Raw genomic sequence first — 24,497 nt, 5'->3', positions numbered from 1 at the left:
GGCTGGGGCATGACCCAGATCCGCAAGAAGGGCCTGCGCGACATGGGGGCCACGTTGCGGGCCGAAGATGCCCATCGTCTGGCCGTGGGGGCCGAGACACTGGCCTTGCGGCTGGATCGAACGTGCAGCAACGCGCTGCAGCTGGCGCAGTACTTGAGTGCCCAGCCCCAGGTGGCCCGGGTGCACTATCCCGGCCTGCCCACGCACGCGCAGCATGAACGCGCGGCGGCCCTGTTCAAGGGGCGTTTCGGCAGCCTGATGAGCATCGAGCTGCGCGAAGGGCTGGACCCGCTGGCGTTCCTGGATGCGCTCAAGCTGGTCATCCTGTCGAGCCATCTGTCCGACAACCGCACGCTGGCCATTCCCGTGGCCCACACGATCTTCTGGGAGATGGGGCAGGCCAGGCGCGCCGAGATGGGCATGGCCGAGGGCCTGATCAGGCTGTCCATCGGCATCGAGGATCTGGCGGATCTGCAGGCTGACTTTGCGCAGGCGCTGGCCCGGCTCTGAGGCTGGGTTGGGCTAGGCAGCGACCTTGGCCAGCTGCAAGGCCAGGCGCCGCAGCGCTTCCCACGGGTCTTCCGGCCATTGCGGGTGACGCAGGCCCTTGACGATGCCGTCCACCGTGCTGGCATTGGCCACCAGGCGCGCCAGCATGGCGGCCTTGGCGCGCGGCAGGATGCGCTCGAACAGCCGCTCGCGCGGGCCCCACACACGCTGTTCGCGCAAAACCATGGGCAGAGGCTTGCCGCCTTCCAGTGCGGTCTTGGCGCGGTGCAGGGCCAGGATGTCTTCGGCCAGGGCCCAGTGAACCAGCACGGCGGCTTCGCCTTCGGCCTCCAGGCCATCGATCATGCGCAGGGTGCGTTCCACCTGGCCTGAGAGCACGGCTTCGCTGAGCTTGAACACGTTGAAGCGCGCCACGTCGACCACGGCCTCTTCGATCTGTTCAATGGTGAGCGTGCCCGGCGGGTGCAGCAGCCCCAGCTTGACGATTTCCTGGTGTGCCGCGAGCAGATTGCCTTCCACGCGGTCGGCGAAGAACGCCAGGGTGCGCTGACCGGCTTCGCCGGGCTCAACCTGCTGCCCTTGTGCGGACAGCCGTTGTGCAATCCACAGCGGCAGTTGCTGGCGCTCGATCGGGTCACAGCGCAAGGTGGCACCGATGCCATCGAGCGCCGTGAACCAGGCGCTGCTTTGCTGGGTCTTGTCCAGGCGGGGCAGGGAGACCAGGGTGATCACGCCGTCGTTGCCGGCGGCCATCTCGCAATACTGCTGCAGGGCCTGCGAGCCATCCTTGCCGGGCTTGCCCGACGGGATGCGGATCTCGATGAACTGCTTGTCGCCGAACAAGGACATCTCGCTGGCCGAGCCCAGCAGGCTGGACCAGTCGAAATAGGCGCCGCTGACCGTGTGCACCTGGCGCTCGGTGTAGCCCGCCGCGCGTGCGGCCTGGCGGATGGCGTCACCGCCCTCCTGCACCAGCAAGGCCTCGTCGCCATACAGGGTGTAGACGGGCTTGAGCGCACCGCCTGCTTTTTGCAGATGGGCAGAGAGCTGGTCCAGTCGGATCTGCATGGGGCCTTGTTGCTGTGGCGGTGCGTCAGCGTGACGCGTCGGGTGCGGAAGGGGCGTGAACCACCGAGGGCACGAGCGGCTCGGCGGGGGTGACCAATTGCTCCGGCCGGATGGCGGCCAGGCGGCGCAGCACCTGGCTGACGATGTCGGACTGCATGGCGCGGTGCAGGGCGGCGGATTCGTCCTGCTTGGCCAGCGCGTCCTTTTCGTTGTAGGTCATGTCGCGAGCCAGTGCCACGTCCGATGGGGCCAGCAGGATGCTGCCATCACCTCGCTTGACCTGAAAGCGCAGGGTGTTGCGCGCGGTCATGTCCCGGATCTGGCCATAGGCCGTGGTGGTGGAGACGGCCATGTCGCGCTTGTCCACCAGGGCTTCCAGCACAACGTGGCTGTTGGGTACGCTGGTCGCCGATGCGGCTTGCGTGGCTTGCAAGGTGCTGTCCACCACATCCACGCCGGAGGCTTCCAGCGCACGGGCCAGCTCGGCGGCCATGGGAGAGTTGCCCGCAAAGCCGGTGAGCTGGATGGTCTTGAAGGCCATGTCGTAGCCGCGACGCAGCTTGAAACCGCAGCCGCTGGTACCCAGCAGCAGGCCGGCCGCCATGCCCGTGGCCACGGTCAGGCGAGCGGCTTGTGTGAGCCAGTGGCGGCGGGAGGTGGGCTGTGTGCGGCGCATGGCGATCAGACCACCACGTTGACCAGGCGACCTGGCACCACGATGACCTTCTTGGCCGGCTTGCCTTCGGCAAACTTGGCGAAGTCTTCGCTGGCCAGCGCAGCGGCCTCGATGGCGGCCTTGTCGGCGGTGGGGCTGACCTTGATCGAACCACGCAGCTTGCCGTTGACCTGCAGCATCAGCTCGATCTCGTCTTGCACCAGGGCCTCTTCGACGACGGTGGGCCAGGGTGCGTCCAGCAGGTCGCCTTGGCCGTCTTGCGCGGCATAGCCCAGGTCTTCCCACAGCACGTGCGTGAGGTGCGGGCAGGCGGGGTACAGGCCGCGCAGCAGCACGCTGTAGCCTTCGCGCAGCACAGCGAGATCCGCGGCCGTGTCGCCCTTGTGGGCTTCAAGTGCATTGAGCAGCTTCATGGCGCCGGAGGCCACGGTGTTGTACTGCATGCGTTCGTAGTCGTAGCTGATCTGCTTGAGGATCACGAAGACTTCGCGGCGCAGGGCCTTGGCTTCTGCGCTCAGTTCGGCCTGCACAACGGCGCCAGCGGACTTGATGGCTTCGCCGTTTTTGGCACCGAAGTTCCACACACGCTTGACGAAGCGGTGTGCGCCTTCCACGCCGGCGGCGCTCCACTCCAGCGTCTGCTCGGGGGGCGAGGCGAACATGGTGAACAGGCGGGCCGTGTCGGCGCCCATGGTGTCGATCAGCTCTTGCGGGTCCACGCCGTTGTTCTTGGACTTGGACATGGTGCCTACGCCGCCGTAGTCGATGGCCGAGCCATCGGCCTTGAGCCTGGCGCCGTTGATCTTGCCGTTGGCGTCGAAGGTGTTCTCGACCTCATGCGGCCAGAAGTACTCGATGCCGCCTTGTGCCGTCTTGCGCGAGTAGATGTGGTTGAGCACCATGCCCTGCGTGAGCAGTTTCTTGAAGGGCTCGTCGATCTTGACCAGGCCCAGGTCACGCATGACCTTCGTCCAGAAGCGCGCGTACAGCAGGTGCAGGATGGCGTGTTCGATGCCACCGATGTACTGGTCCATGCCGCGGGTGCCCGTTGCATTGGCGGCGCCCATCCAGTAGTTGGTGCGCTCGTCGACCATGGCTTGCGCGTTGTCGGCGCAGGTGTAGCGCAGGAAGTACCAGCTCGAATCCACGAAGGTGTCCATCGTGTCGGTTTCGCGCTGGGCGGGCTTGCCGCACTTCGGGCAGCCCACGTTCAGGAAGTCGGGGCGCGATTTGAGCGGGTTGCCGGAGCCATCGGGCACCACGTCTTCGGGCAGGACCACGGGCAGGTCCTTCTCGGGCACGGGCACGGGGCCGCAAGTGTCGCAGTGGATGATGGGGATGGGGGTGCCCCAGTAACGCTGGCGGCTGATGCCCCAGTCGCGCAGGCGCCAGGTGGTCTTCTTCTCGCCGATGCCCTTGGCCATCAGGATCTCGGCGACCTTGCCCACGGCTTCCTTGTAGGCCAGGCCATTGAGGCCATCGCTGTTGACGCACGTGCCGCGTTGCTTGTCACCGTACCACTCGGCCCAGGCATCGGTGCTGAAGGTTTCGCCTTCCACGCCAATGACCTGCTTGATGGCGATGCCGTACTTCTTCGCAAACGCGAAGTCGCGCTCGTCATGCGCCGGCACGCCCATCACGGCGCCATCGCCATATGACATCAGCACGTAGTTGCCCACCCAGACCTCGACCTTGTCGCCGGTGATGGGGTGGGTGACGAACAGGCCCGTGGGCACGCCCTTCTTCTCTTGCGTGGCCAGCTCGGCCTCGGTGGTGCCACCGGTCTTGCATTCTTCGATGAAGGCTTGCAGCTTGGCGTTACCAGCCGCTGCGTGCACGGCCAGCGGGTGTTCCGGCGCCACGGCGCAGAAGGTCACGCCCATGATGGTGTCGGCGCGGGTGGTGAACACCCACAGCTGGCCCTTGTTGATCAGGCTGCCGTCGGCACCGGTGATGTCATGCGAGAACGCAAAACGCACGCCTTCGGACTTGCCGATCCAGTTTTCCTGCATCAGGCGCACGCGCTCGGGCCAGCCGCTCAGGTAGTTCGGGTCTTCCGGATTGGCCACGGCCGAGAGCAGCTCGTCGGCGTACTTGGTGATGTTCAGGTAGTAGCCGGGGATCTCGCGCTTCTCAACGGGGGCGCCCGAGCGCCAGCCCTTGCCGTCGATCACCTGTTCGTTGGCCAGCACGGTCTGGTCCACCGGGTCCCAGTTCACGGTCTGGGTGCGGCGCTCGCACACGCCCGCTTCCAGCATCTTGATGAACAGCCACTGGTTCCACTTGTAGTAGTCGGGCTGGCAGGTGGCGATCTCGCGCGACCAGTCGATCGCCAGCCCCATCGCCTTCATCTGCTTCTTCATGTAAGCGATGTTGTCGTAGGTCCAGGCGGCGGGCGGCACCTTGTTCTTCAGGGCGGCGTTTTCAGCCGGCAGGCCGAAGGCGTCCCAGCCCATGGGCATCAGCACGTTGTGACCATTCATGCGCAGGTAGCGCGTGAGCATGTCGTTGATCGTGTAGTTGCGCACGTGGCCCATGTGCAGCTTGCCCGAGGGGTAGGGCAGCATCGAGCAGGCGTAAAACGCCTTCTTGTCCTTGCTTTCGGTGACGCGGTAGGCGTCGCGGTCGTTCCAGTGCTGCTGGGCACGGGCCTCGACGGCACGTGGGTCGTAGGTCTGGTTTTCTTGTGTAGCGCTCATGAGATCGGTCACCGCAAAGACGAATTCAGGCTGGCAGCCCTTCACCATACGGGAAAAAGGGCTCCAGCCTGCGAAAGGTGGAATCTGTGGATTATAGGAAGGGCGGCGGCGTGCGCAGCCCCCTCCCACTGGCCATTACTTCACCAGACCATCCGACTTGATCTTCACCACCAGGGTGTTGAAGACGTTCTCGGTGATTTCCTTCTCGGCCTTGAAGGGGTTGTCCGCAAAAGGCAGGACCAACAGCATGGGCAGCCATTGCACCATGGTCATGCTGTCTTGCAGATCGTAGCTGCGGGTCACGCCGCCGTTCTTGGCCGTGGCCGAAATGTGCACATTGGCCGTGATCCACGATGGAATGGTGAACAGGCTCAAGCCGGTGATCACGGCTGGAATCAGGGCGGCGCTCTTGTCTTCCGTGTGGGCGGTACCGTCCACCACCAGATCGGCGGCTTCCGGGCTTTCAACGACGATGCAGCAGTCGGACGCCTTGAGGGCGTTTTCGAAGTTGGTCTTGTTGATGGCGGCCAGGGCGGCGGCCGTTTGCGCATTGCCGCCGGGGACGCTGCTCAGATTCCAGCGGCTGAAGACCTTGGTCTTGACCGTGGCGGTGGAGCGCAGGTCCTGGGCGGACACGGGCTTCAGCTGGTTACCCTTGAAACCGGCGCAGCCAGACAGAAGCAGGGCGGCGCATGACAGTGCGGTGATCGTGAAACGCTTGTACACAATGAATCCTTGTAGTGAATCGTCTGGCCTCCTTGCCAGAACAACTCAAATGTAACGGCCTTTGTTTTCAGCGCCAGGTCGACGAGGACCAGGCAGCCTGCCTCCAGGCGCGCCAGCACGGCGTTCAGGTAATTGATGTCCTCGGGGCTTGGCCGCCCTGGGCTACTGACAATGTCCTATCGCAAAAAACCCCTTGGTTCGGTGGCCCGCGAGCCACACGCGATAGGCGTATGCGCATGGATACTGCTGTTTTCTCACCAACGATCAGGGAGCGATGATGAGCAACATGGGGTGGAGCCGTTTCGCACGCCGAGGTCTGACCGTGCTGGCCTTGGTCGTGACGACCTTCGTAGATGCGCAGGCTGCGGTGGTAGTTGATACCTATGGCTCAGACGGTATTGCCAATGGCAGCGGGTACTCCTTGTATGCCGATACGACCTACCAGAACTACCAGAAGTTGGCGGTTCCATTTGCATTGAGTCAGACGATGCATCTCGATAATCTGCTGGCAACGATCGCCGGAACCGGGGCCTATAAGCTTGGCATCGCCTTGGATGTCGACCACTTGCCTACAGAGTCCTTCATTTACAGCCTTGATGTGCAGGACCCCCAGACGGTGTCCGTCAACCTGGATTGGGTACTGCCTGCCGGCGACTATTGGTTGGTGGCATTGCCAGGGCCATATTCCAGCGGTATGTGGATCGGTGGCGGCTATGACCTTCAATTGCCCTTTGCATTTGCAAACGATAGGCAATCCTGGATGGGGTTCAAAGACAGTGATGCGCCGGCAATGCGTTTGCTGGCCACTGCCGTGCCCGAGCCTGGCGAGGCAGTCTTGGGCCTGTTGGGTTTGGCGAGTTTGGCCACTGTTGTGCCGTATCAACGCCGCAAGATTCGTTCGGCTTGAGTTGGTGTCTGATCGAGCGGTGGCTCGTCAGCGCCGCGAGAAGCAATGCATCAGGCCGGTTTCACCGCTTGTCTCGTTCGGACTTGCTCAGGCAGCGGCTCGACGTCCGCCCACACACAGCTTTGCTTGTACAGCGCTTCCTGTAGCGCCAGATCCTTGGCGGTGCTGGACACGATCCGCGGGTGCTGGATCGAGAAGTAGCCGCCGTTTTCGCCCCGGCGCTGCGCACCGATGGCCAGTTCGGCCGCCAGCTTGCCCGGGCGTTCCGGCCCGATCAGGAAGGGGCGCATCAGGGCGTACTGCCAGCGGGGCAGCTCGCGGTAAATCGGTGAAGCCACACCGCCCGGGTGCATGGCCTGCGAGGTGATGCCGGCGGGCAGCTTGCGTGCCAGCGTGTGGCTGAACATCAGGTTGCCCAGCTTGGATTGGGCATAGGCCGGCAGCACGCGATAGGGCTTGCGGCCCTTGGCGGTGTCCAGCTCGATGCGACCCAGGTTGTGCGCGATGGACGACAGGTGCACGATGCGCGCATCGCCCTGACCTGGGCCGCCCTCGTCGGCAGCCACTTGCAACAAGGGCAGCAGCAGGTGCGTCAGCAGGAAGGGGCCCAGGTAGTTGCCGCCGAACTGCAGCTCGAACCCGTCCTGCGTGAACTGCTGGCGGATGGGCACGGCACCAGCGTTGTTGATGAGGGCATCCAGCCTGTCATGGCGTTGGGCGAAGGCCTGGACAAAGGCGTGTATGGCCGCAAACGACGAGAGGTCCAGCTTGTACAGCTCGACCTGGGCGCCAGGCGTGCGTTGCAGGATCTCGTCGCGCGCGGCGGCTGCCTTGCCTTGATCGCGGCAGGCCAGGCAGACGGTGGCGCCCATGCGGGCGAGTTCATGGGCCATGGACAGGCCGATGCCGGAGTTGCCGCCGGTGATGACAACGGTTTTGCGCATGATGTGATGCTGTCTATGAAAGTGAGTCTCGCATGCTAGTGATGCAGGTGGCTGTGTGCCTGGAGCAAGGCACGACAGCGAGGAAGCTGTGACGACAGTTGGCCGGGATGATGCGCGCGATTCACTGCGGCGTTTGACGTGCCGAGTCAGGCAGTCCTACCAGGTGGTCAAACAGCCAGTTGAAGCAAAAGGCGTAGATCAGGAAGAACGCCACCAGACCCAGATCGGTCAGCAAGGCCTGCCACCAGCCCAGGTTCAACCACCAGGCGATCATGGGCACGGTCATCAGCACCAGGCCCCCCTCGAAGCAGAGGGCATGGACCATGCGCCGCCGCACCGTGCGCGTGCGGTCGACCTGGCGACGCTCCCAGGCCTCGTACAGGGTGTTGAAGGCCATGTTCCAGATGAGTGCGACGATGGACGTGGACACGGCCAGACCGCCTGCTTCGGCGGTGCTGCTGCCGGACAGCCAGCGCATGCCCAGTGTGACGATGACAACCGCAATCAGCTCGAACAGGCTGGCGTGAACGATCTTGCGTTTGAAGCCTTGCATGAGGCGCAAGGGTAGCAGGTGAGCGCGGCAGCGGCATTCAGTGCGGTATCCATTTGAGCAGGGTATCGACCATGGTCTCCGGCATGATGGGCTTGGTGATCATGTCCACCATGCCGGCCTCCAGGCAACGTTCGCGATCGGCGGGCAGTACCGCTGCCGTCATGGCAATGATGGGGATGTCATGGGTGTGGCCCATCTGCTGGATGCGCCGTGAGGCCTCCAGGCCGTCCATCACCGGCATGTGCATGTCCATCAGGATGGCGGAGAAGTAGCCTGGCGGGGCCTGTTCCATGCGCTGCACGGCCTGTTGCCCGTCGTCCAGGGTTTCGACTTCGAGGCCGGCCTGCTGCAGGAAGGCCTGGGCCACCATCTGATTGAGCAGGTTGTCTTCCACCAGCAGCACGCGGCAGCCGCGCAGTGCCAAGCCGCGTTGTTCGAGCAAGTGCGCGGGCGAGGCCTGCGGTTGCGGTGCGGACTGGTGGTTGGCGCGAGCGTGTTCCAGCGCCTTGAGCAGTACACCGGGCAGGATGGGGTGAGACAACAAGGTGTCAACTGGTGAGGCGCCGGTGACATCCAGCAGCGCCTGGCGTTCGAAGCCGGGGATCAGGCCGATGACTGGCGTGCGCTCACCATCATGTTGCCGCAGTTGGTCCCGCAGCACGCGCACGACATGCGCAGCCTGCTCGTCTGCCTGTTGCCAGTCGATGATGACGGCGTCAAAGGGTTGGCCTGCTTGCGCGCCATGCATGATGTGGGCACAGGCCACGTCGATGTCATCGGACACGGTCACGACGCCCTGTCTGGACTGCAGCATGCGTGTCAGGGCCTGCATGGCGGCGGGCGTCGAGCCGAGCAGCAGCACCTTGTACGGCTCGCACGCTGGAGAGGTCTGGTCTGGTGCAGGCGCCGGCAGCAAGGGTATCGTGAACCAGAACTCGCTGCCTTGCCCCAGGGTGCTGTGCACGCCGATGCGGCCCTCCATCATCTCGATCAGCCGCTTGCTGATGGCCAGACCCAGCCCGGTGCCACCGAAGCGTCGGGTGATGGAAACGTCTCCCTGGGCGAAGGCGGCAAACAGGGCCTGACGGCGTTCGGGGTCGATGCCGATGCCGGTGTCGCGCACGGCAAAGCGCAGCATGTCGCCATCCGTGCGCACCTCCAGGTGGATGCCGCCCTTGTCCGTGAACTTGACGGCGTTGCCCACCAGGTTGTTGAGGATCTGGGACAACCTCAGCGGGTCGCCCACGATGTGCGTGGGCAAGGGATCGATCAATTCCATGCTGAAGCGAAGGCGCTTCTGCGCCATGCGCCCGGAGAACAGATCGGCCACGCGCTGCAGGGTGTCTTCCAGATCGATGTCGGTGTGCTCCAGCGTCATCTGACCGGCTTCGACCTTGGAGTAGTCCAGCACGTCGTCCAGGATGCCCATGAGCGCCAGGGCCGAGTCATGCACCCGTTCGATGTGGCCGTATGCCGCGGGCGGCAGCGCTTCTTCCAGGGCCAGACGAGACAGGCCCACGATGGCGTTCATGGGCGTGCGGATCTCGTGGCTCATGTTGGCCAGGAAGGCGCTGGTGATGCGTGCGGCTTCTTGCGCCGTGTTGCGCGCGCTCACCAGGGTCTCGTGCAGGATGTTCTGCTCGGTCACGTCACGTGCGATCACCAGCAGGTGTGGTTCATCGCCGCGTGACAGTCGGGCCAGCGACCAGGCCAGGTGCACGAGCTCTTCCGGTGATCGCTGCATGGCGATTTCCAGGTGACGGGTTCGGCCATCGACCAGCGTTGCGTGCGCCTCTTGCAGCAAGGAGCCGGTGGGGCCGGTAGCCAGGGCGGCGAGAGGCTGTTGCCTGAGCTGGGCCAGGCTCATGCCGGTGAGCGAGGCCATTTCGCTGTTGGCCAGCACGCATTGATGGTCGTGGCGATAGACGGCCATGCCGACGGGGGAGTTGCCGATCACCGCTTCGACGAAGTGCAGCAACTCTTCCACCTTGGCCTGCGCGGCCTTGATCACGGTGATGTCGGTGATGGTGACGTAGAAGCCCGCCACCTCGCCGAACTCGTTGGCATCCGGTCGGTACTCGGCCTGCAGGTGGCGTGTCTTGATGCCGTTGGTACCGGGCAGCGTGTGCTCGAACAACTGCGCCTGGCCTTGCAGTGCGCGCTCGATGTAGGGCTGGTGGATCGCGTACATCGCGGGGCCGATGGCATCGCGAACACGCATGCCGGGCAGGTGTTCCGGCAGCAGGCCGAACCAGGCCTCATGCGCGCGGTTGCCGAAGCGCACGCATTGGGCGGCATCCCAATAGCCGATCAGGCTGGAGGTGTGATCCAGCAGGTCCTGCAGGTCGCGCTCTCGCAGCCGGATGGTTGCCGCCTGTTCTTCGACACGCCGCTCCAGTTGTCGGTGCATGTCATCCAGCTCGCGCCGCATCTGGTGGTGTTCCAGGCTACGCAGGACCGAGCGAACCAGGCTGTCTGCGCTCAGGTGCAGCTTGGAGAGGTAGTCTGCGGCGCCTTCCTGCAGCGTCTGCACGACCAGCGCTTCGTTGCCGGCACCAGTCACCATGATGACGGGGCAGTCCTGGCAGGTCTCGGTGCGCAGGCGCTGCAGCAGGTCCATGCCGGTGGTGTCACCCAACTGGTTGTCCAGCACCACGCAGTCAAAGGGATGTGTGCGCACCATGCGCAAGGCTTCTTCACCTGACGAGGCCTCGTGGGTGACGACCTTGACGGGCGAGCGTTGCATGTAGCGCTGCACGCGTTCGCGATCGACATCGTCGTCATCGACCACGAGCAGGTGCAAAGGGTTGGTGGGCGCGTTCACGGCGTGGCCTGGGTTCATGGCAGTTTGACCGCGCACTGGTAGCTTTGCAGCAGTGCGACCAGTTTCGAGAACTGGGGGCCGACGGCAGACTTCACCATGTAGCCGGCGATGTTCTCGTGATAGGCACGTGTGCGGTCCGACTCGTCATCGGACGTGGTCAGGACGAACACGACTTCATCACTCAGTTTGGGATCGGCGCGCAGCGCCTGCAGGAACTCGAAGCCATTCATGCGGGGCATGTTGAGGTCCAGCAGGATGACGCGAGGCCGCGGCGCAGCCTGTCCCATCTGCGTCACGCGCAGCATCTCCAGGGCTTTCAGGCCATCTTCTGCCCAGATGACGGGGATGGTCAGGCCGGCCTTTTCGAGGCTGCGCACGACCGCTTCGGCGGCCACATCATCGTCTTCAATCAACAGGATGGACAGCGCCTCAGACCTGGTCATGGCTGGTTCTCCTTTTGAAGCGAGGCCAGTCGAAGCGGAAGCAGGCACCGCGGCCATCACGGACGGGTGATTGCACATTGATATGGCCGCCGTGTACCTCGACCAGTCGCTTGGTCAGTGCGAGCCCGATGCCCGAGCCTCCGCGCTCCGAAGACGTCAGCGTCTGAAACAGCTTGAAGATGCGTGCCTTGGCCTGCTCCGGGATGCCGGGACCATCGTCTTCCACTTCGATGCAGCAGTGCACATCGTTCACGCTGGCGCGCACGATGATGTGGCCTTGAGGCCGATCGTGGTGCTTGAGCACATTGCTCAGCAGGTTGCGCAACACGGTCTCCAGCGGCACCCGTGCGGTTTGCAGTGGCGGCACGTCCAGATCGAGCTGCACAGTGAAGCCCGGCGGCGGTGGTTGCAGTTCCAGGATGCCTTTGACCAGGCCTTGCAGGTCCACCTGGCTGAACTCGGTGGCAGCGCGGCCGGCGCGTGCATAGCGAAGGAGGTCGTCGATCAGGCGGTCCATGCGCTGAATGCGCTGGTTCACGCGTTGCAGGTTGCGCGTCACATCGGCGGGCACGTTGTCGCCCAGATCGGTGCCGATCCACTCGATCAGATCGGCGATGCCACGCAAGGGCGAGCGCAGATCGTGTGAGGCCACGTAAGTGAACTCCTGCAGGTCGGCGTTGACCTGTCGCAGCTCCAGCTCCAGGCGCTTGCGGATGCTGATGTCGCTGATCACGACCAAGGTGGACAACTGCCGATTCCAGCGCACGCGGCTGAGGCCGATCTCGACGGGCAGCTCGGTGCCATCGGCATGCAAGGCCGTGAGGTCTCGCCCTTGGCCCATCATGCGCGCCTCGCCGGTCTGGGTGTAGCCCTGCATCAGGGCGCCGTGTCGAGGACGGTAGCGTTCGGGCAGCAGCATCTCCAGCGGTTGCCCGGCCAGGGCCGCGCGGTTGTAGCCCAATGATTCGGCCAGCACGCGGTTGGCCATGACGATGCGCCCCAGGTCGTCGACGATGAGTTGGCCATAAGGTGAGGCATCGAACATGCCTCTGAATGCCGACTCCAGCCCGAGGCGCTCGCTGATGTCCACCACCGAAGCCAGCACCAGCAGGCCTTGCGCTGCAGGCAGCGGGTTGAGGCCGATCTCGACGGGAAAGTCGTGCCCATCGGCGTGCCGTGCAAACAGGACGCGCCCTGCGCCCATGGGCCGGGGCTCGGGATGCGCCATGAAGCTGTCGCGCAGGCCGGCGTGTTCGGTGCGCAGCGGGCTGGGCAGCAAGGCGTCTACAGACGTGCCCGCCAGCGAATCGACGGTGCTGCCAAACATCCTGGCCAAGGCCTCGTTGGCCGCCACGATGGTGCCGGCCTTGTCGACCAGCACAAAGCCATTGGGTGCTGCATTGAACGCACGGGCCAGCAGTTCAGGCGAAGGGCCTGCTGCCGGCTCGATGGAAGTGGTGACCATGACGCCCTCATTTATTCGTGATGGGGTGCGTGCTCACCCCAGCCTTGAGGAACATCAGTGTTGATGGTCGGCTGCCGAAGTCAATCGACAACCCTGACAGCAGCGGTGGCAAAACACCGCAGGTGACGTTCAATGCTGGCAGGTTTGCCTGACAGCATGCTCCCAATTGCCCATCAATTCGGATGCGCGTTCGCGCGACAGTGTGGGGTAGAAAGTACGATCGGCCTGCCACAAACGGGCGATGGTGGCGGTGTCGGGATACACGCCGGTCGACAATCCGGCGAGGTAGGCCGCGCCCAAGGCCGTGGTCTCGATCACTTGTGGGCGCACGACGGGGATGCCCAGCAGGTCAGCCTGGAACTGCATCAGCAGGTTGTTGACACAGGCACCACCGTCCACGCGCAACTCGCTCACAGGGCGGCCGCCAGCGGCCACGGCGTCACGGCTCATGGCCTGCAACAGGGCGGCACTCTGGAAGGCAATCGACTCCAGTGCCGCGCGGGCGATGTGGGCCACCGTGCTGCCTCGTGTCAGGCCGACGATGGCACCGCGCGCGTCACTCTGCCAGTAAGGGGCGCCCAGCCCGGTGAAAGCCGGCACGAACATCACGCCACCCGAATCAGGCACGCTTTCGGCCAGGGATTGCACTTCGCTGGCGGCCTTGATGGCATGCAGGCCATCACGCAGCCATTGCACCACCGCGCCACCGATGAACACGCTGCCCTCCAAGGCATACGCACGCTGGTCAGGCAATTGCGCAGCGGCCGTGCTCAGCAGGCCATTGGCCGAAGTGCGCACCTCATTGCCGGTGTGCATGAGCATGAAGCAGCCCGTGCCATAGGTGTTCTTGGCCAGGCCGGCGTCGAAGCCCGCTTGCCCGAACAAGGCAGCCTGTTGATCACCCGCGATGCCACCCACCGGCAGCGCAGGCAGGCCGGGTATGGCGTTGGCATCTGGGCCCCATGCCGTGGGTGCCGCTTCGCCGAACAGATGGCTGGAAGGCTTGACCTCGGGCAGCACCTCGCGCGGGATGCGCATCAGCTTGAGCAGGTCCTCATCCCAGTCATTGGTGTGGATGTTGAACAGCATGGTGCGCGAGGCATTGCTGACGTCGGTGGCGTGCACACGCCCGCCTGTCAGGTTCCACAGCAGCCAGGTGTCCACGGTGCCGAAAGCCAGCTCACCGCGCTCGGCGGCTTCACGTGCGCCGTCCACGTTGTCCAGCAGCCATTGCAGCTTGCTGCCGGAGAAGTAGGGGTCGATGACCAGGCCGGTTTTGGCGCGGATGCTGTCACCCAGGCCTTGCTCGCGCCATTGGGCGCACTGCGCCTCGGTGCGGCGGTCCTGCCAGACGATGGCGCGGTGCACGGGCTGGCCTGTCTTGCGGTGCCACAGCAGGGTGGTCTCGCGCTGGTTGGTGATGCCGATGCCCTTGAGCTGACGCAGATCGTGGCCTGCCTGATGCAACTGCGCCATGGCCGCATGCGCGGTGTCGCGCTGCGTGGTCCACAACTCCAGCGGATCGTGCTCCACCCAGCCCGGTTGCGGATAGTGCTGGCGTATCTCCAGTTGTGCACTGGCCAGGATGCGGCCATGCTCGTCAAACACCACACTGCGCGAACTGGATGTGCCCTGATCCAGGGCCAGGATGAATGCCATCTTGCGTTGCTCTCTTCGTTTCTTGTTGGGCTCTACAGCTCAGGCTCAGGAGGCGATGGTCAGGGCCACGTCCCATTCCTGCAGCATCTTGGGGTAAGGGGCGGGGGGCAGCGCATCGGTGAAGACGCGCTTCATGCTTTGCAGGTGGCCCACCTTGGCCAGTTCGGCCTCGCTGAACTTGCTCACGTCGGCCACCAGCCAGGTCTCGCGGGCCTGCTCGACCAGGGTCTGGGCCACGGGCAGCTCGCGCAGATCGCGGTCCCGCAGGGTGCCGTCTTCGTCGATGCCCATGGTGCTCATGATGGTGTAGTCCACCTTGAACTGCTTGAGGAAGGCCACGGTGCTTTCGCCTTCGAGCGCGCTGTCACGCGAACGCAGCACGCCGCCGGCCACGTGGACCTTGCAGTTGGGGTGTTCGCTGAGCATGCTGGCCACGTGCAGGTTGTGCGTGATCACGCGCAGGCCTGACTTCTTGAGCAGCTCGCGCGCCACGGCCTCGACCGTCGTGCCGATGCCCATCATGAGCGAGCTGCCGTCAGGGATGGCCGCCGCCACGGAGCGCGCAATGCGGCTCTTGGCTTCGGCGCGCAGGGCCTGGCGTTCTTTCCAGGCACCGACTTGCGGGGCGATGCGAGGCAGGCTCACGCCGCCGTGAAAACGCTGCAGCAGGCCTGCATCGGCGAGACGCTGCACGTCACGGCGCACCGTCTGCATGGTCACATCCAGACGCTGGGCCAGCCGTTCGACCGATACCGCGCCACGCGCCTTCACTTCTTCAAGCAAGGCGAGCTGGCGTGGATTGGGGCTCCAGGTGGAATCAGGGTTCATACCGGGTCTCCGTTGATTGTTTTTGCGCAATTTTCCGGGTTATGGAGAGCGTATACGAAAAAAAACAAACACAAAAGAATATAAACGCGCTTGTGTTGTACGCTTCGGTGCCGTAAAACACGCACTGTGTCATGAAGGAGTCTAGTTTGCAGCCCGCAAGCCCCCCATCCCTGCCAAAGTCCGACGATCACACCAGCGAAGCGGACTATCACTGCGATGTGCTGGTGATCGGTGGTGGCATCAATGGCGTGGGCATCGCCCGCGACCTGGCGGGACGCGGTTGGCGCGTGGTGATGTGCGAACAGGAAGACCTGGCCAGCCACACTTCCTCGTCATCCACCAAGCTGATCCATGGCGGATTGCGCTATCTGGAATACGGCGAGTTCGGCCTGGTGCGCAAAGCGCTGATGGAGCGCGAACTGTTGCTGCGTTCGGCGCCGCACATCATGTGGCCTCTGCGCTTTGTGCTGCCGCACGATGCGTCGATGCGCCCGGCCTGGATGATCCGCCTGGGCCTGTGGCTGTACGACAACCTGGCGCCACGCGAGTTCCTGCCCGGGTGCGAATCCGTGGCCCTGAACAAATCGCCTTTGGGCGAGCCGCTCAAACCTGGCTGGACCAAGGGCTTCGTGTATTCCGACGGCTGGGTGGACGATGCGCGTCTGGTGGCCTTGTGCGCGCTGGATGCGGCTGAACAAGGCGCCCAGATCCTCACGCGTACCCGTTGTGAGGCCACGAGCCCCCATGCCGGCGGCTGGCGTGCCACCCTGGCGCATCTGGATCCGAACACGCAGGCGGCCACGCACAAGCTCACCGTGCAGGCGCGCATGGTGGTTAATGCAGCGGGGCCCTGGGCCGAACACATGCTGCGTCAGGTCATGGCCGTGCCCACCACGACAGGCAAGGGTGGTGACGCCAACAAGAAGCTGCGTCTGGTCAAGGGCAGCCACATCGTGGTGCCGCGCATCTTCAATCATGACCATGCCTATATCTTCCAGGGGCAGGACAAGCGCATCATCTTTGCCATCCCCTACGAACGCGATTTCACTCTGATCGGCACCACCGACGTCGAGCACAAGGCCGCACCGGGCCATGTGCAGATCGAGCCGGAAGAGGTGGTGTACCTGTGTACGGAGTTGAGCCGCTACCTGCGCCGCCCGGTGCAGCCCGGTGATGTGGTGTGGAGCTACGCCGGCGTGCGCCCGCTGCTCGATGATGAAAGCGGCAAGGCCGCGGCCGTGACGCGTGACTATCGCCTGCAGACGCAACTCAAGCCTTCGCCCTGGTTGACGGTGTGGGGCGGCAAGCTCACGACCTTCCGCCTGCTGTCGCAAGAGGCTGCTGATGAAGTCGGCAAGATGCTCGGTGATGAGCGCCACCAGTGGACGGCAGACGCCGTGCTGCCTGGCGGCTTCCTGGGCGACCTGATCGAAGAAACCGGCAACCCGATGGCTGACATGGCCGAGTTCCAGACCCGTTTGCGCCGCCGCCATCCCTGGATGGACTTGGGACTCATGCGCCGCTGGACTCGTGCGTATGGCAGCCGTGTGCTGCGCCTGCTCGATGGCGTGCGCTCACGCGGTGACCTGGGCGCCGAGATCGCGCCCGATCTGTACGAAGCCGAGCTGTTCTACCTCAAGCGCCATGAGTGGGCCATGACGGCCGACGACGTCCTGTGGCGCCGCTCCAAGCTGGGTTTGCACTATTCGGCTGCGCAACGCCAGGCGGTGGCCGATTGGTTCGTCGCGCAGGGTAGCAGGGCCGGCGAACACGGCTTCCATCACAGTGCCTTGAGCCGTTGATCGATCAGAAGAGCGCCAGATCCACGCACTCGCCCATGGCCTCATAACCTCGGGCACCTGGGTGCAGGTGATCACCGCTGTCGTACTCTGCGCGCAGCCTGGCGGGATTGGCCGGATCGCGCAGGCAGGCGTCGAAGTCCACCACGGCATCAGGGATCCCGCTGGTGCGTATCCATTGATTGACCTGTTGCCGGGCAGCTTCCACCGAGGCGCGACCATGCATCAGGCCTTGCGGCAGTGCATCTCGTGCAGGCAGCAAGGTGCCGAAGATGGCGCGTACGCCGGCTTGCTTGAGCCGCTGTGCTGTGGCTTGCAAGCCGGCGATCAGGGTGTCAGCTCGCGGCCAGAGGGCCAGCCCCAGGTCATTGATGCCGATCAACACCAGTGCGTCGGTGACGCCCGCAACATCCAGCACATCTCTTTGCAGGCGCTGTGTGCCTTGCTCGCCAAACATGGGCAAGGGCGGCGGGCTGAGCAGACGGTTGCCGCTGATGCCGGCGTTCACCACTGAGACGTTCTGGTTGGCTGCGATCAGCCTGCGGCTCAGGAAGTCCGGATAGCGCTCATCCTTGCCGTTGAGTGCGGTGCCAGGCACCAAAGGTACGTTGGGATCGGGCACGTAGCCATCCGTGATGGAGTCGCCAAAAGCGACCAGCACGCGGCCGGGCTGATGAGTCTGCACGTCCACGCCATCAATCAGCGCCCAGGACCGTTGCAGGCCGTTGTCGATACGCGCAAAAGTCTGCCCGCTCGCGGTCGTGGTCTGATTGCCGCTGGCACGCCACAGGTATTCATCGGCGCCAAAGTGTCGGCTCAAGGCGCTGATGTGGCCAGGTGCATGGAAGCTGAGGGTGAGGCGCTGCATGGGCTTGACCGTCAGAGGAAGCGGGTCGCTCCACGCGCTGGCGCCGGGTTTCAGCACGATGGCGCTTTGCCCTCCGAAGCGCAGGCTGCGGCTGCTGCCTGGCACGACGGCCGCATCACCTGCTGACAGGCCCAACTGCATGTCGTCCACATGAACGGGCTCGGTGCCATGGCGGTTGCTCAGCCGCACGCGAATGGCCTGCCCTTGCTGATGCACGGTGACGACCTGGCGCAGTGTCTGGTTGTTCAGCGACAGTGACAGAAAGGCATCGCTTTGTGGCGCGCCCCATGCCGCCACCCACGTGGCCGTCTGGCCGGTGGCTTCTGCGGATGCCGGGCCGGCCAGCATGCACATCACGCACGCTGCGGCGCCCAACACATGTTTGAACTTCATCTCATGCTCCTGTGCATGGTCGGATGACCATCAAGACGGGCGATGTTGGCGTGATGTGTGGCTGTTGACCGTCAACCCATTTACAGTTGGCGACCGTGCTTTCCCGGCTGCTCCCCCCTGTATCAGGGCGCCTTGATTCGGGATGTGATCTGTCGATGCCAGGCCGGATCCTTGTAGAAGCTCGGGAAGTGCGGCTGGCAGTAGTTGGCCGTACAGATGCCGGACCAGCCCCGTGCGCTGGCCATGGCTGTCGCTGTCTGTGCGATGTCGCGGATCCACCGCCAGTTGGCGCCGGCCGGATCGAGCGCGGGCAGTTCATAGAAGCAGGTGGCCGCCCAGGCTTCCGTCGTGTAGACAGGCACCTTGAGTTGATTGCCCAGGGCCACCCAGCTGTCCATGGCCTTGGCCAGCCAGCTCAGCAGACTGTCTTTCTGCCGGTAGTAGGCGGCCTGCACGGCCCTTTCCAGGATGAAGTTGCAGGCGTCTGGTCGACGCTTCCCGAAACTTTCAAGCAGCAGCACATCCAGGCCTGAGAAGAGGGCGAAGGCCTGGTTCTGGTTGAGCCAGATGTGGGTCTCGATGCAGTCCATCGGAGACAGGTCGTGATACTTGAAGCTGTCCGTGGGGCCATTGCCCAGCAGGGACACGCACAAGGGCAGGCGTGGGAAGCGCTTCTTGAGTTCGTTGATGGCCATGTAGATGTAGGCCGAGATGGCACTGGCCTGTGCCTGGTCATAGGGCAGGAAGTAGCCGTGCAACTGGCCGATCTTGTTGCTCAGCTTCCGGTTGATGAAATCGACGATGGCTGGCATGAAGCCCACGCTGGGGAACTCGTTGCCCAGGTCCACCCATTCGACCATGTCGAGCAGACCATGATGGCCGATGAAATCCAGGGTCTCGCTCCAGATGCGCGCCAGTTGAGCCGGACTCTGTATGCGCAGTGCACGATCGCTGGTGTCATTGGTCATCCAGGTCGACAGCCCGACACGGATGCCCCTGGTAGCGCACTTGGACAGGAAGATGGGCAGATCGCGGCGAGGGTTGATCGTGGTGCTGGCGCTGTTGCCCCATGGGAAGCCGCTTGGCTGCGGCCGCATGTTGAACTCGCTTTGCATTCGGCCCATGTCGTCTGTGGCAATCAGATGGGGGAAGGCGTCGATCCGCAGGCAGTTGTAGCCGCGCAGTACCAGCTCATCCAGGACGGCGTCGAAGTCACTGTATTCCGCCTGCGTGCCTGCTCGCCTGGTCAGCCAGGAGTAGTCCCACATGGCCACAGCCAGGGTAGGGCGGCGTACGGTCAGCACCGAGGGGGACGCCTGGGCGGCCCGACTCAGGCCTGGCGCACACCAGGCCATGGTGGTGCCCAGGCTGGCTGAGGCCAGGTGCTTCAGCGCGTCCCGGCGGGGCGTGGATACAGGTGTGGCGTTGGAGGATGGGCAGAGATGTGGCATGGGCATGGGCGTGAAGCTGGCGTCCACCCAATGTAGAAACTCGGATCGGTTCGTGCCATCAACTCCGGCGACAGCTTGTCAACTTGAGCGACACGGCTGCCTCAGGAAAACCAGTATTCAGGTCTTGTCGCCGCCAGACCGTCGATACTGTGCGGGCGTGATGCCGCTCCACCGTTGGAAGGCCTGCGTGAAGCCCACGCGATTGCTGAAGCCCAGCTGCACGCTGATGTCTTCGATTGACAGGCGCTGTTCACGCAACCATGTGCAAGCGAGTTGATGGCGCACGTGATCAAGGATGACCGAGTAGCTGGTCTGCTCACCACCCAGTCGCCGTTGCAAGGTGCGTGCACTCATGTGCAGGTGTCTCGCCACGCTTTCCTGATCTTGCAACAACCACGCCGGCTGGTTCAGCAATGCGCGTGTGAGTTCGCCCGCCAGTCCCGATGGCTGGGCGGGCATTCTGGCGCGTTGCAGGGCGTGCGCCTGGCGCGTGAGCCTTGCCGCGCTGGCCTGATGGATGGCGAGCAGCGCGCCGCGCAGTGGTCGGTCCAGCAAACTGCGGTCAAACCAGATCGCATCCAGTGGCTGCTCATGTTGAACGGGTACGCCCAGGGCCTCGGCATAGGCCTGGCTGCTGGCATGAGCCGGATGACGAAAGCTGATGTGACCGGTGGCGTGTGAGGCACCCATCAAGACGCGGGTGAATCTGGCCAGTACGGCCGCGAGCATCTCGACGAACGGTGCGTTGTCGGCGATATGGGCATCGTCCTGGGAGAACTGGATGGTGAGGCGGGCCTGCGAGCCGAACTCGGTCAGGCTAAGCCGCATGCGCGGATCGTAAAAGGAGGGCAACCAGTCGAGCATGGCAGCGGCGTCTCGAAGCGTGGGTGCAGTGGCGATGAAGGCCTCCAGATCGGAGGAGTACTCGAAGCTGAAGGATTCAGCCAGCGCCAGCGGGAAATAACGATCCGGCCTGCGGATGCGGGCCAGTTCGACGCAGCGGTGCATGAGTTGCTCGATCTTGCGTCGCGCCACTTGAGATGACGCCGGATCATTCAATGCGCCCGACAGCCCGATGTCATCAAGCAGCGCCGCCAGATCAATGTCGCATTGCGCTGCCGCACGGACCCACTGTGCAAGGGAGCGAAACGACAGCAGGTCTTCGGCCGAATCCTGGTGCATGGCTTGGATGGTGCGATCAGCGTTGAGGCAGCAGCGCCGAAATGGCCTGGCGATCCAGGATGGTGATGCCGCCGTACTGGATCGCAATCCATCCGGCGTTTTCCCATTGCCGCAAGTGCTTGCTCACACACTGGCGGGTGGTGCCCAGCATCTGCGCGAGCATGTCCTGCGTGGTCTGGATGAGCTCATGGTCAGGGGTTGCATCGGTGTGGCCATGCCTGCCCATGGACAGCAAGGCCAGCGCCAGGCGTTCGTCCGGTGACATCAGCAGGCTGTGGCGGTAGAGCAGATGATGGATGCGGGCGTTGCGTGCCGTGGTGCGCAACATCAAGGCCGCAAAGCGAGGCGTGTGTGGCAGCACCGCGTGGAAGTCTGGCACGCTCAGGCGCCAGCCCGTTGCCGCCTGGTTGACCACGGCTGAGGCCAGTGCCGGCCCCCCTTCCACCACCTCCAGTTCACCGAAGGCGCGGCCGGCCCCCGCGAAGCCCACCACCAGCTTGCGGCCATCCAGTGCGTGGATCTCGAACTGCATGCGCCCCGCATCCAGCATGTACAGCGCCTTGACCTCCTCGCCTTCTGCGTGGACGGTGCTGCCCTTGCGGGCTCGCCACGGGCTGATCAAGGCGCACAGATGCTTGAGTTCTTGTTCGGGCAGATCGGCAATGAAGCGTGGGTGGGAAACCAGCATGGTCGAATGTCAATGCGTTGCTAGTCCAACAGCGGGGCGCTCAGCATAGTGGCGCGCATGGTGTCGGCTCGTCCGAGTTGGTGTCGCAAGGGGCTGTGCGTGCCGCTGTGTCGCGTACTGCCCTGTTGGTGGCGCAGGCTTGAAGCTGATGCGGTTGTAGACGCTGACTGGAAACCAACTCATGAAGATCAAGTCTAAGCAAGCGGCCTGGCAAAAGGGCCTGTGTCTAACCCTGTGCACACTGGCTGGCCTGTTGAATGGATCGCCCACTGAAGCTGCACCCTTGAAAGTCGAGGGCCATCGCTTTGTGGACCAGCAAGGCGCGGATGTGGTGCTGCGTGGCTTCAACCTCTCCCAGTTGCACAAGGTGCCCAACTTCCGCCCCAACCAGGACCCTCAGCTGTTCGTGAAGCTCGCCCGCCTGGGTGTGAACGTGGTGCGACTGCAGTTCAACTGGGAAGCCTTCGAGCTGCAGCCTGGTGTGTATGACGAGAGCTATCTGGATTACTACGCCGAGGTGGTGGCACGTGCCGCGGCCCAGAACATCTACGTGCTGGTGGACGTGCACCAGGACGCCTTCAGTCGCTGGACGCTGGGCGGTTGCGGCGAGGGCTTTCCGCAGTGGGCCATTCCTGCCGGTATTCCGCAAACCACGCCCGACAACTCGGCCAAGTGTGCGAACTGGGGCCCGCAAGCCATGATCTTCAGCCGCAACGACATGGAGCGCGCCTTCAACGCGTTCATGACGCCCGGCAATCCGGCGAGAGCTCGTTATCTGCTGATGCTGGAGCGCCTGGCCCAACGCTTTGCGCACGCCCCCAATGTGATCGGCTATGACCTGCTCAACGAGCCATTTGGAACGGCCGAGAACCTGACCCGTCTGTATCAAGATGGCGCCGCCCGCGTGCGCATGCATCACCCCGATGCCATCGTGTTCGTGGAGCCCGAGATGTGGACCGGCATCGGCCTGCAGACCACGAAGCTGGGCAACCCCGGTATCAGCAACCTCGCCTATGCACCTCACTATTACGACGTGCTCATCTACTTCAAGGCCTGGTCGGGCTTGCGCTACGAGCCGGTGGCCGCCCGTAACCGGGCGCTGGCACACAGCTGGGGTGCAGCCGTGTTGCTGGGTGAGTTCGGCTCGCCCGAATGGGCGCTGGCGCCCAACTACATCGACATGATCTACAACGATCTGGAGAAGTTCGGCGAGTCCGGCACGCAATGGGGCTATACGCCGGAGTGGAGCCCCACCACGCTGGATGGCTGGAACGGCGAGAACCTGTCTGTGGTGAATGACAAGGGTGAGTTGCGCAACAACTTCAGTGCGCGGCCTTATGTGCGCCGCACCGCGGGGGCCTATGGTCAATGGCAGAAGTCCACTGGCCTGTCCTGGTTGGGCATCGCACCCTCACTGAGCTACAGCTGGCGGCACGAGCCTGGCAAAGGCGCCACCGAGGTGTTCGTGCCCACGAGCTTCTTCCATGGCAAGGCGCAGCCTCAGATCAGCGTGACACCGTCTTCTGCGCGTTGCCAATGGCAGGCAGACAGCCAGGTGGTGCAGTGCACGGCCGACAAGGCCGTCGCCGTCACCGTGACTGTGCGATGACATCCGCCCCGTACAAGCGATTGGCCGCTCTCGTGCTGGCGTGCGCGGCAACAGGCGCGCACTGCATTGCGCCTCTCAAGCTGGATGACCCGAGCTCGGACTTCGTGATCAATGGCGAAGACCTGTTGCTCAACGCACCTGGTGGCGAAGCCTGGTTGTCCGTTCGCATGCGCAAGCCGGTGCAAGGTTTGAACACGGTCAACGTGCGCCTTGGCAATCCGGGCGGCTTGCCTGTGGCGATGTCTGCGCAAAAGCTGTCGTTCAATGCCTTGAACTGGGCGTGGCCACAGAAGATCAAGCTCACGGCAGGTGCGCTGGCCAGCTTGCGTCAACAAGGCTGGCTGGACCTGACGGGCACCGAGACCTTCACGGGCAGAACAGTGCGTGGGCGCATTCAGCTGCGCCTGGAGAACTTTGCACGACAGGCCTGGCAGCCCAACTACGATTCGCTGGCGCGGCACAAGCTGCCCAATTGGTACAAGGATGCCAAGCTGGGCTTCTTCGTGCACTGGACGGTGTCATCCGTGCCGGCCTATGCCAATCCGGATGGCCTGGTGGGCTTCGACATCGATGGCAATGCCCTGGCCGGCAACCTGCTCAAGAACCGCTTCTACCCGGAGCTGGCCTATGGCGAGTGGTACCGCAGCAATATGCAGGACAAGCAGGGCCAGACCTGGTCCTATCACCTGAGCCACCATGGCTCCGGCTTTGATTACTACGACTTTGTGGATCGTTTCAACCTGCAGCAAAGCCAGGCCAATGTGGGTGCGCTGGCGCAACTGATGGCTGAGGCGGGTGGGCGCTACACGGTGTTCGTGGCCAAGCACCATGAAGGTGTGGACTTCTTCACGCCAACCGTGGTGCACAGCCGCCAGCCTGTCAACAAGCAGGTGGCAGCACGCGATACGGCGGCGGACCTGTCGGCTGCCGTACGGGCTCGTGGCATGAAGTTCGGGCTTTATTACTCGGGCTACTTTGACTGGTCTTACTCGAAGAAGCAGTTCATGCATGGCGATGCGTCCGCTTCCTTGAACGTGCTGGCCAGTGTGGTCGAGGCATCGACTGATCAGAACTTGCGGGCACTGGTGCGTGCGCACTACTTCGACCTCATCGACCGCTACCAGCCTGATCTGCTGTGGAACGACCTGGCCTTCATCGGCAACCCGTATGAAGTGCAGGCCTACTACTTCAATCGTCGGCCCGAT

The 24,497-nt window shown here is 63.8% G+C and carries 20 protein-coding genes; 5 read left to right on the top strand and 15 right to left on the bottom strand.

The window, feature by feature from the left end; genetic code table 11:
- Positions 1 to 510 (top strand): PLP-dependent transferase (locus VFW93_RS08475; protein WP_329693558.1); only part of this gene is annotated, 510 nt, incomplete at its 5' end.
- 12 nt (positions 511 to 522) lie between these two features.
- Here the strand turns inward: VFW93_RS08475 and holA are convergent.
- The 4 genes from holA to VFW93_RS08455 form a co-directional block, all read right to left on the bottom strand.
- The gene (gene holA / locus VFW93_RS08470) at positions 523 to 1,578 is read right to left on the bottom strand and encodes a DNA polymerase III subunit delta (protein ID WP_329693557.1); all 1,056 of its coding nucleotides are present in this window, start codon (positions 1,576 to 1,578) and stop codon (positions 523 to 525) included.
- A gap of 25 nt (positions 1,579 to 1,603) precedes the next feature.
- Entirely contained in the window at positions 1,604 to 2,254 is a 651-nt protein-coding gene (gene lptE / locus VFW93_RS08465; protein WP_329693556.1) for an LPS assembly lipoprotein LptE, read from the bottom strand.
- 5 nt (positions 2,255 to 2,259) lie between these two features.
- A complete protein-coding gene (gene leuS, locus VFW93_RS08460; RefSeq protein ID WP_329693555.1) occupies positions 2,260 to 4,953 on the bottom strand; it encodes a leucine--tRNA ligase in 2,694 nt (897 codons plus the stop codon).
- Between the two features lie 135 nt (positions 4,954 to 5,088).
- On the bottom strand, positions 5,089 to 5,679 hold the full coding sequence (locus VFW93_RS08455; RefSeq protein ID WP_329693554.1) for a hypothetical protein: 591 nt from the start codon (positions 5,677 to 5,679) through the stop codon (positions 5,089 to 5,091).
- 274 nt (positions 5,680 to 5,953) lie between these two features.
- On the opposite strand from VFW93_RS08455, the gene VFW93_RS08450 reads away from it, so the two are divergent.
- Complete coding sequence (locus VFW93_RS08450) at positions 5,954 to 6,586, top strand: hypothetical protein (RefSeq protein WP_329693553.1); 633 nt, start codon at positions 5,954 to 5,956, stop codon at positions 6,584 to 6,586.
- A gap of 50 nt (positions 6,587 to 6,636) precedes the next feature.
- Here the strand turns inward: VFW93_RS08450 and VFW93_RS08445 are convergent, their stop codons facing one another.
- The 7 genes from VFW93_RS08445 to VFW93_RS08415 form a co-directional block, all read right to left on the bottom strand.
- Positions 6,637 to 7,530 carry an SDR family NAD(P)-dependent oxidoreductase gene (locus VFW93_RS08445; protein ID WP_329693552.1) on the bottom strand — a complete coding sequence of 298 codons (894 nt, stop codon included), beginning with the start codon at positions 7,528 to 7,530 and terminating at the stop codon, positions 6,637 to 6,639.
- 121 nt (positions 7,531 to 7,651) lie between these two features.
- On the bottom strand, positions 7,652 to 8,083 hold the full coding sequence (locus tag VFW93_RS08440; RefSeq protein ID WP_329693551.1) for a PACE efflux transporter: 432 nt from the start codon (positions 8,081 to 8,083) through the stop codon (positions 7,652 to 7,654).
- 37 nt (positions 8,084 to 8,120) lie between these two features.
- Positions 8,121 to 10,925 carry a response regulator gene (locus tag VFW93_RS08435; RefSeq protein WP_329693550.1) on the bottom strand — a complete coding sequence of 935 codons (2,805 nt, stop codon included), beginning with the start codon at positions 10,923 to 10,925 and terminating at the stop codon, positions 8,121 to 8,123.
- On the bottom strand, positions 10,922 to 11,350 hold the full coding sequence (locus tag VFW93_RS08430; RefSeq protein WP_329693549.1) for a response regulator: 429 nt from the start codon (positions 11,348 to 11,350) through the stop codon (positions 10,922 to 10,924). The genes VFW93_RS08435 and VFW93_RS08430 overlap by 4 nt, the downstream gene beginning before the upstream one ends.
- A complete protein-coding gene (locus tag VFW93_RS08425) occupies positions 11,337 to 12,815 on the bottom strand; it encodes a PAS domain-containing sensor histidine kinase (protein ID WP_329693548.1) in 1,479 nt (492 codons plus the stop codon). The genes VFW93_RS08430 and VFW93_RS08425 overlap by 14 nt, the downstream gene beginning before the upstream one ends.
- A 129-nt stretch (positions 12,816 to 12,944) precedes the next feature.
- Positions 12,945 to 14,474, bottom strand: a complete 1,530-nt coding sequence (gene glpK / locus VFW93_RS08420) for a glycerol kinase GlpK (RefSeq protein ID WP_329693547.1) — start codon at positions 14,472 to 14,474, stop codon at positions 12,945 to 12,947.
- A gap of 45 nt (positions 14,475 to 14,519) precedes the next feature.
- Entirely contained in the window at positions 14,520 to 15,302 is a 783-nt protein-coding gene (locus VFW93_RS08415; RefSeq protein WP_329693546.1) for a DeoR/GlpR family DNA-binding transcription regulator, read from the bottom strand.
- Positions 15,303 to 15,433: 131 nt separating this feature from the next.
- Here VFW93_RS08415 and glpD point away from each other — a divergent pair, with 131 nt between their 5' ends.
- Positions 15,434 to 17,104: a glycerol-3-phosphate dehydrogenase gene (gene glpD / locus VFW93_RS08410; RefSeq protein ID WP_414639621.1), complete on the top strand. Its 1,671-nt coding sequence runs from the start codon at positions 15,434 to 15,436 to the stop codon at positions 17,102 to 17,104.
- Between the two features lie 4 nt (positions 17,105 to 17,108).
- On the opposite strand, the gene VFW93_RS08405 is transcribed toward glpD, so the two are convergent.
- The 4 genes from VFW93_RS08405 to VFW93_RS08390 form a co-directional block, all read right to left on the bottom strand.
- Positions 17,109 to 18,362 carry a GDSL-type esterase/lipase family protein gene (locus VFW93_RS08405; protein ID WP_329693545.1) on the bottom strand — a complete coding sequence of 418 codons (1,254 nt, stop codon included), beginning with the start codon at positions 18,360 to 18,362 and terminating at the stop codon, positions 17,109 to 17,111.
- Positions 18,363 to 18,484: 122 nt separating this feature from the next.
- Complete coding sequence (locus VFW93_RS08400) at positions 18,485 to 19,819, bottom strand: cellulase-like family protein (RefSeq protein ID WP_329693544.1); 1,335 nt, start codon at positions 19,817 to 19,819, stop codon at positions 18,485 to 18,487.
- A 111-nt stretch (positions 19,820 to 19,930) separates the two neighbouring features.
- Positions 19,931 to 20,995: a helix-turn-helix transcriptional regulator gene (locus tag VFW93_RS08395; protein WP_329693543.1), complete on the bottom strand. Its 1,065-nt coding sequence runs from the start codon at positions 20,993 to 20,995 to the stop codon at positions 19,931 to 19,933.
- A 16-nt stretch (positions 20,996 to 21,011) separates the two neighbouring features.
- On the bottom strand, positions 21,012 to 21,683 hold the full coding sequence (locus VFW93_RS08390; protein ID WP_329693542.1) for a Crp/Fnr family transcriptional regulator: 672 nt from the start codon (positions 21,681 to 21,683) through the stop codon (positions 21,012 to 21,014).
- A 181-nt stretch (positions 21,684 to 21,864) separates the two neighbouring features.
- On the opposite strand from VFW93_RS08390, the gene VFW93_RS08385 reads away from it, so the two are divergent.
- Positions 21,865 to 23,292, top strand: a complete 1,428-nt coding sequence (locus tag VFW93_RS08385; RefSeq protein ID WP_329693541.1) for a cellulase family glycosylhydrolase — start codon at positions 21,865 to 21,867, stop codon at positions 23,290 to 23,292.
- On the top strand, positions 23,289 to 24,497 hold a 1,209-nt coding region (locus tag VFW93_RS08380; RefSeq protein ID WP_329693540.1), incomplete at its 3' end, for an alpha-L-fucosidase. The genes VFW93_RS08385 and VFW93_RS08380, both read left to right, overlap by 4 nt.

Source organism: Aquabacterium sp. (assembly GCF_036279675.1).
In the GTDB taxonomy this organism is placed as follows: Bacteria; Pseudomonadota; Gammaproteobacteria; order Burkholderiales; family Burkholderiaceae_C; genus Aquabacterium.
The sequence above is the reverse complement of the archived record's forward strand: the minus strand, read 5'-3'. Positions and strand labels throughout refer to the sequence as shown.